Genomic DNA, 10,337 nt, shown 5'->3' on the forward strand with positions numbered 1-10,337 from the left:
GATCAGGGCGAGCAGCCGGCGGGACGGCCCGCCAGCCGGGGGAGGGCCGGGCTCGGGCCCCATGTCCGGGCCGGGCGGGGGGCGCAACGGACCGCTCGGCGGTCCTGACGGAGGTTGTGAACTCACTCAGCTTCCCCTACCACCAGCGGCTCCCGCCCCTGCCCGCCGAACGTGTACACAAGCCCCGCCATGGGGCGGATGCAGCACGCCGCACACGGACACGCGGGCGCTGCCGTGCCCATGACGACCCATGACGACGGGAAACCCGCGCAAAAAGGTCGCCCACATCGTGAGACCCGGGGTTCCGCGCGGGTGCGCATATGGCAGACTGCCGACCATGCTCGCTTTCGCCATGATTATTGGCATCAGCGCGCCGGTCCGCAGTGACCGCTGACGCCGTGACACACCCTCGCGGCAGCGGACACCGTGCCTCAGACCCGCGCGCAGACCTCTCGCACCCGCGAGAGGTTTTTTCGTTTCCCGGACCCCATCCCGGCCGGAAGCGAGCGCCGCGCGATGATGGGGGCAAGTGGATCCAGCTATTCCGGAGCCACTCTTCGACAGGAGTCAGCCAGCCATGACCAGTCAGGCCACCGACGACAGTTCGCACGCCGCGTCCGCAGCCACGACGGCGCAGGGCGCCGTGCCAGGGCAGGACACCGCCTCCGCGCAGAGCGGCGCCCCGACGCAGGGCGGCGTCCCCGCGCAGGGCACCCCGTCCGCCGACGACACGCCGTCCGCGTCCACGCCCCGCCTCGACGACAGCTTCCACGTCTTCGACACGACGCTGCGCGACGGCGCCCAGCGCGAGGGCATCAACCTCACGGTCGCGGACAAGCTGGCCATCGCGCGGCACCTGGACGACTTCGGCGTCGGCTTCATCGAGGGCGGCTGGCCCGGGGCCAACCCGCGGGACACCGAGTTCTTCGTCCGCGCCCAGCAGGAGATCGGCTTCAAGAACGCCCAGCTCGTCGCCTTCGGCTCCACCCGTCGGGCCGGCACCAAGGCGGCCGAGGACCCGCAGGTCAAGGCGCTCCTCGACTCCGGCGCCCCGGTGATCACGCTGGTCGCCAAGTCACACGACCGGCACGTCGAGCTGGCCCTGCGCACCACGCTCGAGGAGAACCTCGCGATGGTCCGCGACACCGTCTCCTACCTGCGCGAGCAGGGCCGCCGCGTCTTCGTCGACTGCGAGCACTTCTTCGACGGCTACAAGGCCAACCCCGAGTACGCGAAGGCCGTGGTCCGGGCCGCCTCCGAGGCCGGCGCCGACGTCGTCGTACTGTGCGACACCAACGGCGGCATGCTCCCCGCCCAGGTCCAGGCCGTCGTCTCCACGGTGCTGGCCGACACCGGCGCCCGGCTCGGCATCCACGCCCAGGACGACACCGGCTGCGCGGTCGCCAACACCCTGGCCGCCGTCGACGCCGGCGCCACGCACGTCCAGTGCACCGCCAACGGTTACGGCGAGCGGGTCGGCAACGCCAACCTCTTCCCGGTCGTGGCCGCGCTGGAGCTCAAGTACGGCAAAAAGGTTCTGCCGGAGGGTGCCCTGGGCGAGATGACCCGCGTCTCGCACGCCATCGCCGAGGTCGTCAACCTCACCCCCTCCACGCACCAGCCGTACGTCGGTGTCTCCGCCTTCGCCCACAAGGCCGGGCTCCACGCCTCCGCGATCAAGGTCGACCCGGACCTGTACCAGCACATCGATCCCGAGCTGGTCGGCAACACCATGCGGATGCTCGTCTCCGACATGGCCGGCCGCGCCTCCGTCGAGCTCAAGGGCAAGGAGCTCGGCATCGACCTGGGCGGCGACCGCGAGCTCGTGGGCCGCGTCGTCGAGCGGGTCAAGGAGCGCGAGCTCCAGGGCTACACGTACGAGGCGGCCGACGCGTCCTTCGAGCTGCTGCTGAGGGAGGAGGCCGAGGGCCGCTCCCGCCGCTACTTCCGCACCGAATCATGGCGCGCCATCGTCGAGAACCGCCCCGACGGCACCCACGCCAACGAGGCCACCGTCAAGCTGTGGGCCAAGGGCGAGCGCATCGTCGCCACGGCCGAGGGCAACGGCCCCGTCAACGCGCTCGACCGCGCCCTGCGCGTGGCCCTGGAGCGCATCCACCCGCAGCTCGCCAAAATGGAGCTCGTCGACTACAAGGTCCGCATCCTGGAGGGCAAGCACGGTACGCAGTCCACGACGCGCGTCCTGATCTCCACCTCCGACGGCGAGGGGGAGTGGTCCACGGTCGGCGTCGGCGAGAACGTCATCGCGGCGTCCTGGCAGGCCCTGGAGGACGCCTACACGTACGGGCTGCTGAGGGCCGGCGTCGAACCCTCGGAGTAGGTCCCGCCCCGGGCGGCCGCGCGGCCCCGCCCCGCCGCTTTCCCGTGGCGGGGCCCGGGCCGCGCCAGGCTGTGTGACCGCGACCGCCACTGGGGCAGCGAAGTTTCCGTGATGTCCTTATTTGTCGGATTTCCGGGTAGCTTCGTAGGCATGAAGGCCGCACTGATACGAGGACTCCGGGCCCCGGCACTCGTCCTTGCGGCCGCTGTCCTGGCGGTGCTGTCCGTGTGCGCACCGTCCGCCCAGGCGGCCACGGACGTGGGCACGGTCGCGGAGGCCCTGCGCAACAACCCCGTCTACGTCGATCCGGCCGCCTCGGACGTGCTGCCGTCCGGTGCCGCCGACGACCTGGCGAAGAAGATCAAGGACGCCGACAAGCCCGTCTTCGTCGCCGTACTGCCGACGGACTTCCCCACGGCGAACCTCTTCCAGAACCTCCGTACCGACACGGGCATCACCGGTCTGTACGGCATCCGGCTCGGTGACCGGTTCGACGCCCGCGCGGACAGCAGCGTCCTGCCCCGCGACGCCGTCCAGAATCTGGTGACCAGCGTCCAGGGCCAGGACGCCACGACCCAGCTCAACGACTTCGTCGACCGTGCCGTGCGGAACATGGGCGGCTCGGCACCCGCCTCCTGGGGCGACACCGGTGAGGACGTCTCACCCGGTGCGCTGATCGGCGTGGGCGCCGTGATCGTCGCGGGCGGCACCGGGGCGTACGTGATCGCCCGACGCAACCGCCGCAGGCGGGAGGAGGAGCAGCGCGCGGCCCTCGACAAGCTCCGCGTCGTCGTCGACGAGGACATCACGGCGTTCGGCGAGGAACTCGACCGGCTCGACTTCCACCCGGCCGAGCCGGGCGCGGACGACGCGATGCGCACCGACTATGAACGCGCCCTAGACGCGTACGAGAAGGCGAAGTCCCTGATGGCCGCCGCCCAGCACCCCGAGGAGGTGCGCGGAGTCACCCGGGCGCTGGAGGACGGCCGCTTCGCGCTCTCCCAGCTGGCCGCCCGCCGCGAGGGCCGCCCGCTGCCGGAGCGGCGTGCCCCGTGCTTTTTCGACCCGCGCCACGGACCGTCGGTGACCGAGATGGTGTGGGCCCCGCAGGAGGGCGCCGAGCGCGAGGTGCCGGTCTGCGCCGCGGACGCGGCGCGCCTGAAGGACGGCGCGGAGCCGATGGTCCGCACGGTCGAGACCGAGACCGGCCGCCGCCCGTACTGGGAGGCCGGCCCGGCCTACGGCCCCTGGGCGGGCGGCTACTTCGGCGGCGGCCTCCTGCCGGGCCTGCTCGTCGGCACCATGCTGGGCAACCTGATGTCCAGCCACGCGTACGCCGCGAACTACGGCTCCGGATACGGAGACTTCGGCGCGGGCGCCGGCTACGGCGGAGGCGAGGTCTCGGGCGCCGACTTCGAGTCCGGCGACTTCGGCGGTGACTTCGGTTCGGGCTTCGGAGACGGCGGCGGCTTCGGCGGTGGCGGGGACTTCGGGGGCGGCTTCTAGGACGGGCTCCCACGGCTCTCCTCTTCGCCGTGGCCTGCCCCGGCTTGCCGTGCCCTGCCCCCGACTTCGGGACCCGGGCGCCCCTGTGATTCACGAGTAAAGCATCTGCTAAATTGTTCGACTGTCACCGTGAGTCGGTGCAGGGCAAGGAGGAGGCGGCTATTTCATCGGGCGCGCATGCATGGGTACGTCCACTTCCGTTGCGCGGCCTGATGAGGCTGGGCCGGGGCAGCGACATCTGGCACAAGCCGGCGCTCAGCGCGGTGATCGCGATGGGCATCCCCAATCTGCTGCTGCTCGGCCTGGGGCGGCTCGACCTGGCCGTGTACACCGCCGCCGGATCGATGTGCGTGCTGTACGCCCACGGCCTGCCCTACGCGGCCCGTGCACGCACCCTCGTCTGGGTGATCCTCGGGATGACCGCCACCACCGGGGTCGGGCTTGTCACCGCCGCGGCCACCGAGTCCACCGCCGTACGCGTGGCCGTGGCCGCGCTGCTCGCCGCCGCGCACAAGGTGGTGTGCGACGCCACCCGGATGGGCCCGCCCGGCAATCTGATCTTCACCTTCATCGGCGCCAGCTGCCTGTTCTTCCCGCAGCGGTTCGTCGCCATCCCGCTGCACGTGGACCTCACCCTGGCCGGGGGCCTGCTCGCCTGGGTCGTCTGCATGGCGCCGGCGCTGGTACGGCCGCGGGGGCCGGAGCGGACCGCCGTCGCCCGCGCCCTGGAAGCCGCCGCCCGCCTCGCCGGCACCGCCGAGGGCGAACCCGGCCACGCCCGCGCCCGGCACGCCGCCGCGGCGGCCGTCAACGCCGCGTGGCACACGGTTCTGCTGGTGCCGGTGCCCACGCCGGAGCGCGCAGCCGACCGCTACCGCCTGGAACTGTTGCTGGCCCGCGCCGAGTCCGGCGCGGCCGACCCGCGGCAGCTCGGCGCCTGGGCCCGCGCCCTGCGGCGCAACATGCCGCTGCCTGATCTCTTCCCGCTCGGCCCGGAGGCCGAGCAAGTGGCCGGTGTCGCCGCCGAGGAGGCCGCCGTCACCGCGCTGCTGCGACGGCATGCCCCGGACCGGCCGCGCCACTCGCTCCTGCACGCCCTGGGCCCCGGTTCGCCGCTGCTGCCGATCGGCGTCAGGGTCGCGATCGGCTGCGCCCTCGCCGGCTGGGCCTCCATGGCGCTCGGCGTCGGACGCCCGTACTGGGCCGTCATCACCGCGGCCGCCGTCTTCCAGGCCAACATGACCCTGAGCTGGGGACGGGCCGTGCACCGCGCACTCGGCAACTTCCTCGGCCTCGCCGTCTTCGTGGCCCTGCTGCCGATCACCCGGACCGGGTCGCTGGCCATCGTCCTGGTCGCCCTGTTCTTCCAGTTCGGCGCGGAGGCGACGATCAGCCGCGGGTACTGGCTGGGCGCCGTCAGCGTCACCAACCTCTCCCTGCTGATGACCGAGTTCGCCCAGCCCCAGCCCGTCCGCGAGCTGATCGGCGACCGTGTGCTGGACACCGTGCTCGGTGTCGTGATCGGACTGCTGTGCTGCGCCCTGGTCACGAACCGGCGTGCCGCCGGACGCACCGAGAAGGCGCTGGAATCCACCGCCGCCGCCCACGAGGCCGCCGCGCGGCTCGTCGCCCAGGGCGCGGCCCCCGCCCCTCACGCCCATGAACTGGCCTGGGCCCGGACCGCCTGGCCGGCGCCCTTCTCGAACTGCGCGACGCGGCGGACACCGCGGCCGGCGAGTGGTGGCAGCGCGCCCTCCCCGAGGAACAGATCGCAACCGCCGAACGCGAGGGCCACCAGCTCCTGGCCGAACTGGCACGGCGGCTCGACCCCGTGCGGGTTGCTTCACCAGCCGACCCTCGGCACGGACTCTGCCCAGATCCCACACGGTGACGGCCCGGCCGCCCACGTCCCCGGCGCCCGCCCACGGCACACCAGGGCCGGGCAGGGCCCCTGGACCCGGCGGCGTAGAGTCAGGCCGGGTCCCGCGCGTACAGCGCTGGTACCCGGCCCGGCAATGGAAGGAAAGACCGTGGAAGACGTCGTGGCAACGGTGCTGCGGCAGTGGCAGCAGGTCCGGCCCGACCTCGACACCGCCCCGATGGCCCTCATCGGGCGGCTCAACCGGTGCTCCGCCCTGCTCCAGCAGGCCGCGGACGCCCCGCTGACCCGAGCGGGCCTGAGCCGCGCCGAGTTCGACATCCTGGGGACGCTGCGCCGTGTGGACCGTTCGCTGACGCCGAAGCAGCTCGCCCGGGAGACGTTCGCGTCCGGGGCCGCGATCACCAAGCGGGTACGGACCCTCGAGGAGCGCGGCCTCGTCGGGCGCCGCGCCGACGAACGCGACCGCCGGGTCAGCCACCTCACGCTGACCGACGAGGGCCGCGAACTCATCGACGAGCTGCTGCCGGAACAGCTCGCCTACGAGGCCACGCTGCTGGCCGGCCTCAGCGAGGAGCGCCGCAACGGGCTCGCGACCGAACTCGGCGATCTCCTCCTGGTGCTGGAGGGACGGCTCGGCGGAGCACTCCGGCACTGACCCGGGGCGTGCCGGCGCCCGGCCTAACCGATTTCCGGTGCGGTATCGCGCTCCGTAAGGGGCGCGGGGCTGTATCGATATGCGGCTCCGCCGCGTGGGCGCGACCAGCCCCCACCGACCCGCAGCGTCATTACCGCAGTCCAGCGGAGCGCTTACGCGTTCTTGATCGCCGAGATGTCGAAGTTCAGCTTGATCTTGTCGGAGACCAGCACGCCGCCCGTCTCGAGCGCGGCGTTCCACGTCAGGCCCCACTCCGAGCGCAGGATCTCCGCCTTGCCCTCGAAGCCGACGCGCTCGTTGCCGAACGGGTCCTTCGCCGAGCCGTTGAACTCCAGGTCGATGGTGACCGGCTTGGTGGTGCCCAGGATCGTCAGGTCACCGGTGATGCGGTAGTCGGCGCCGCCCAGGGCCTCGGCCTTCGTCGAGCGGAACGTCATCGTCGGGAACTCCTCCGTCTTGAAGAAGTCCGCGCTCTTCAGGTGGCCGTCACGGTCCGCGGAGCCCGTGTCGATGCTGTCCATCTTGATGTCGAGGGCGGCGGTGGACTTGGCCGGGTCGGTGCCGTCGAGGTGCAGTGAGCCCTCGAAGTCGAGGAAGGCGCCCTTGACGTTGGTGACCATGGCGTGGCGGGCGACGAAGCCCAGCGTGCTGTGCGACGGGTCGATCGTGTAGTCGCCGGTGAGAGCGGCGAGCTCCGGGTCGACCGCGGGCGCGGCAGCGGAGGCTGCGGTGTCAGTGGCGGTGGTGGTCTTACGGCCGAAGAGACCCATGACTGGCTCCTTGGGGGACGAGCCCCGGCCTTGCGCCGAAGCTGTTTTAACCTTCAACGACGTCGACCATAGAACTATTCCGTTCAATGTTCAACTTTTTCTGGCGCGGAGATTTCGGCCGCTTCCCGGGCCTTTTCGGCGACCTCCCGAGCCGTTTCGGGGAACCACTGGCGGACGCGCGTAGACCTGGGGCAGGATCTCCCCGCTCTGCCTGCACATCCGTCGCAACTGAACGCACGTCAGCAGTACGGCCGCACGTCACCAGCACGCGCGCGTCGCCAGTACGCACGTCATCAGAACGGTCATCAGCAGGAAGGAACCCGATGAAACTCCGCTCGGCCGTCAGCGCCCTCGCCCTGGTCCTGGGAGCCCTCTTCGCCCCCGGCTTCGGCGTCGTCACCGGTGCCACCGACGCCTTCGCCGTGACGAAGATCAGTCACGCCACGGCCACCTCGATGTTCCGCTCGTCCGGTATCACCTGGTCGTCGTCCGGCGGCTGCTCGGACCGCAACAACCCCACCTGTACGTCCTTCGAGCAGCTCAACCTCGCGACCGCGCAGGGCGCCCAGACCCTGAAGTCCGCCAGCGGCTGCGCGCTCAACATCACGGGCGGCACCGAGACCGGGCACGCGGGCGGCACGTACTCGCACTGGAACGGCTACAAGCTCGACTACAGCAAGTACACGTGCATCGGGAACTACATCAAGAACACCTTCACCTACATAGGCCTGCGCGGTGACGGCGCCCCGCAGTGGAAGTCCGGCGCGGGCAACATCTACGCCGATGAGGGCAACCACTGGGACGTCACGTACTACAACTGCGGCGGCTGCTGATCTTCCGAGCCGGAACCGCGGCCGTACCCCGTCCGCACCGCGGCCGTACCGCGTTCGTCGGGGTGCCCACGAACGGGCGTAGGCTGCGGCCGAGAATCACCCTGGCGAAGGCATGTGCCCGGGATAAATGTGAGGTGGCTCTCGGGTGACGGCTTTGTGTGATCCCTACAACGCGATGGGTCTCTGAGCAGTCACTTCGGCTGCATCCGCGGTTGGTTCTGTTCGGGGGCACCAGGAAAACGGGTCGGAGACTGTACGGAGTCGACGGCCCGTTTTGCTTGGCGGGCTTCGTAAGGTCGCTACATGACCGTTTTGGACGAGACGCCGGGTGACACGACGAGTGCCACGGACAGTGGCACGGCGAGTGACGCGACGGTTGAGACGGCTGAGCCGACCGACTCCCGCGGCCGCGTGGCCGAGCTGCACGCGATCCGCGCGCAGGCACTGCGCGGACCGAGCGACAAGGCGACCGAGGCGCAGCACGCCAAGGGCAAGCTGACGGCGCGTGAGCGGATCGAGCTGCTGCTCGACCCGGGCTCGTTCCGCGAGGTCGAGCAGCTCCGCCGGCACCGGGCGACCGGCTTCGGCCTGGAGGCCAAGAAGCCGCACACCGACGGTGTGATCACCGGGTGGGGCACGGTCGAGGGCCGGACCGTCTTCGTCTACGCGCATGACTTCCGGATCTTCGGCGGGGCGCTGGGCGAAGCCCACGCCACGAAGATCCACAAAATCATGGACATGGCCATCGCGGCCGGTGCGCCGCTGGTCTCCCTCAACGACGGAGCGGGCGCCCGCATCCAGGAGGGCGTGAGCGCGCTCGCCGGCTACGGCGGCATCTTCCAGCGCAACACCAAGGCCTCCGGCGTCATCCCGCAGATCTCGGTGATGCTCGGCCCGTGCGCGGGCGGCGCGGCCTACAGCCCCGCCCTGACGGACTTCGTCTTCATGGTCCGCGACACCTCGCAGATGTTCATCACCGGCCCGGACGTGGTCAAGGCCGTGACCGGCGAGGAGATCACGCAGAACGGCCTGGGTGGCGCGGACGTGCACGCCGAGACCTCCGGCGTGTGCCACTTCGCGTACGACGACGAGGAGACCTGCATCGCCGAGGTGCGGTACCTGCTGTCGCTGCTGCCGTCCAACAACCGCGAGAACCCGCCGACCGTCTCCTGTGAGGACCCTGCCGAGCGCCGCAGCGACGTGCTGCTCGACCTGGTGCCCGCGGACGGCAACCGGCCGTACGACATGGCCAAGGTGATCGAGGAGCTCGTCGACGACGGCGAGTACCTCGAGGTTCACGAGCGCTGGGCCCGCAACATCATCTGCGCCCTGGCCCGCCTGGACGGTCAGGTGGTGGGCATCGTCGCCAACCAGCCGCAGACGCTGGCGGGTGTGCTGGACATCGAGGCGAGCGAGAAGGCTGCGCGTTTCGTGCAGATGTGCGACGCCTTCAACATCCCGATCGTCACTCTTCTGGACGTCCCCGGCTTTCTGCCCGGTGTGGACCAGGAGCACGGTGGAATCATCCGGCACGGCGCCAAGCTGCTGTACGCGTACTGCAACGCCACCGTGCCGAGGATCTCGCTGATCCTCAGGAAGGCGTACGGAGGTGCGTACATCGTGATGGACTCCCAGTCGATCGGTGCGGACCTCACCTACGCCTGGCCGACCAACGAGATCGCGGTGATGGGCGCCGAAGGTGCCGCCAACGTCATCTTCCGTCGGCAGATCGCCGCCGCGGCCGATCCCGAGGCGATGCGCGCGCGCATGGTCAAGGAGTACAAGGCCGAGCTGATGCACCCGTACTACGCGGCCGAGCGCGGTCTCGTCGACGACGTCATCGACCCGGCCGAGACCCGCGAGGTACTCATCCGCTCCCTCGCGATGCTGCGCACCAAGCACGCCGACCTGCCCTCGCGCAAGCACGGCAACCCCCCGCAGTAACCCCGCGGATCCTCCGCGGTAACCCCGCGGATCCTTCTCTTACGGAGACTGAGAACCATGACCGTTTCTGCTGCCGCACCTGCTGCACCTGCCGACCAGAGCAACTTTCTGCGCGTTGAGAAGGGGCACGCCGAGCCGGAGGAGCTCGCGGCGATAACCGCGATCCTCATGGCGCGTGCCGCCGCGCGGCCCACCGATGCGTCCTCTGTTCACCTGGGGCGCTCCAAGGCCGGGTGGCGCCGGCTTGAGCGGGAGCCCGGGTTCCGGGCGCCGCACAGCTGGCACTAGGCCTCTGGCCGGCCGGGGTAAGCGTCAAGGCCCGGCACCCCGTTTGGGGTGCCGGGGCTTGTTGTTTGTTGCGGTTGCCCACAGCGGCGGCGGCTGCGGTGGCCGCGCCCCGAAGGGG

At 70.8% G+C, this 10,337-nt stretch carries 7 protein-coding genes and 1 pseudogene; 7 read left to right on the forward strand and 1 reads right to left on the reverse strand.

Going from position 1 to position 10,337, the window contains the following annotated elements; genetic code table 11:
- The first annotated feature begins 577 nt into the window (after positions 1-577).
- The 4 genes and pseudogenes from cimA to STSP_RS30100 all read left to right on the forward strand — a co-directional run bounded on the left by cimA (position 578) and on the right by STSP_RS30100 (position 6,384).
- A complete protein-coding gene (cimA, locus tag STSP_RS30085; RefSeq protein ID WP_078067620.1) occupies positions 578-2,341 on the forward strand; it encodes a citramalate synthase in 1,764 nt (587 codons plus the stop codon).
- A 150-nt stretch (positions 2,342-2,491) separates the two neighbouring features.
- Complete coding sequence (locus tag STSP_RS30090) at positions 2,492-3,847, forward strand: hypothetical protein (RefSeq protein ID WP_067284166.1); 1,356 nt, start codon at positions 2,492-2,494, stop codon at positions 3,845-3,847.
- A gap of 1,172 nt (positions 3,848-5,019) precedes the next feature.
- Positions 5,020-5,442 (forward strand): annotated as a pseudogene (locus STSP_RS40525) (FUSC family protein); the annotation flags it as partial.
- Between the two features lie 420 nt (positions 5,443-5,862).
- Complete coding sequence (locus tag STSP_RS30100) at positions 5,863-6,384, forward strand: MarR family winged helix-turn-helix transcriptional regulator (RefSeq protein WP_078067621.1); 522 nt, start codon at positions 5,863-5,865, stop codon at positions 6,382-6,384.
- A gap of 152 nt (positions 6,385-6,536) precedes the next feature.
- Here STSP_RS30100 and STSP_RS30105 read toward each other — a convergent pair whose 3' ends face one another.
- Positions 6,537-7,154 (reverse strand): YceI family protein, encoded by a 618-nt coding sequence (locus tag STSP_RS30105; RefSeq protein WP_067284168.1) that lies wholly within the window; start codon positions 7,152-7,154, stop codon positions 6,537-6,539.
- 323 nt (positions 7,155-7,477) lie between these two features.
- On the opposite strand from STSP_RS30105, the gene STSP_RS30110 reads away from it, so the two are divergent.
- The 3 genes from STSP_RS30110 (at position 7,478) to STSP_RS30120 (ending at position 10,219) form a co-directional block, all read left to right on the forward strand.
- Positions 7,478-7,987 (forward strand): hypothetical protein, encoded by a 510-nt coding sequence (locus STSP_RS30110; protein WP_067284169.1) that lies wholly within the window; start codon positions 7,478-7,480, stop codon positions 7,985-7,987.
- 303 nt (positions 7,988-8,290) lie between these two features.
- On the forward strand, positions 8,291-9,931 hold the full coding sequence (locus STSP_RS30115; protein WP_067284170.1) for an acyl-CoA carboxylase subunit beta: 1,641 nt from the start codon (positions 8,291-8,293) through the stop codon (positions 9,929-9,931).
- Between the two features lie 57 nt (positions 9,932-9,988).
- Positions 9,989-10,219: an acyl-CoA carboxylase subunit epsilon gene (locus STSP_RS30120; protein WP_067284171.1), complete on the forward strand. Its 231-nt coding sequence runs from the start codon at positions 9,989-9,991 to the stop codon at positions 10,217-10,219.
- Positions 10,220-10,337: the final 118 nt, after the last annotated feature.

This window comes from Streptomyces jeddahensis, from assembly GCF_001642995.1.
GTDB lineage: Bacteria > Actinomycetota > Actinomycetes > Streptomycetales > Streptomycetaceae > Streptomyces > Streptomyces jeddahensis.

What these genes read in the sequence shown, in the direction of transcription:
- STSP_RS30100 (WP_078067621.1), top strand. Translation starts at nt 5,863, where the DNA reads ATGGAAGGAAAGACCGTGGAAGACGTCGTGGCAACGGTGCTGCGGCAG.
- STSP_RS30090 (WP_067284166.1), top strand. Translation starts at nt 2,492, where the DNA reads ATGAAGGCCGCACTGATACGAGGACTCCGGGCCCCGGCACTCGTCCTT.
- STSP_RS30115 (WP_067284170.1), top strand. Translation starts at nt 8,291, where the DNA reads ATGACCGTTTTGGACGAGACGCCGGGTGACACGACGAGTGCCACGGAC.
- STSP_RS30110 (WP_067284169.1), top strand. Translation starts at nt 7,478, where the DNA reads ATGAAACTCCGCTCGGCCGTCAGCGCCCTCGCCCTGGTCCTGGGAGCC.
- STSP_RS30105 (WP_067284168.1), bottom strand. Translation starts at nt 7,154, where the DNA reads ATGGGTCTCTTCGGCCGTAAGACCACCACCGCCACTGACACCGCAGCC.
- cimA (WP_078067620.1), top strand. Translation starts at nt 578, where the DNA reads ATGACCAGTCAGGCCACCGACGACAGTTCGCACGCCGCGTCCGCAGCC.
- STSP_RS30120 (WP_067284171.1), top strand. Translation starts at nt 9,989, where the DNA reads ATGACCGTTTCTGCTGCCGCACCTGCTGCACCTGCCGACCAGAGCAAC.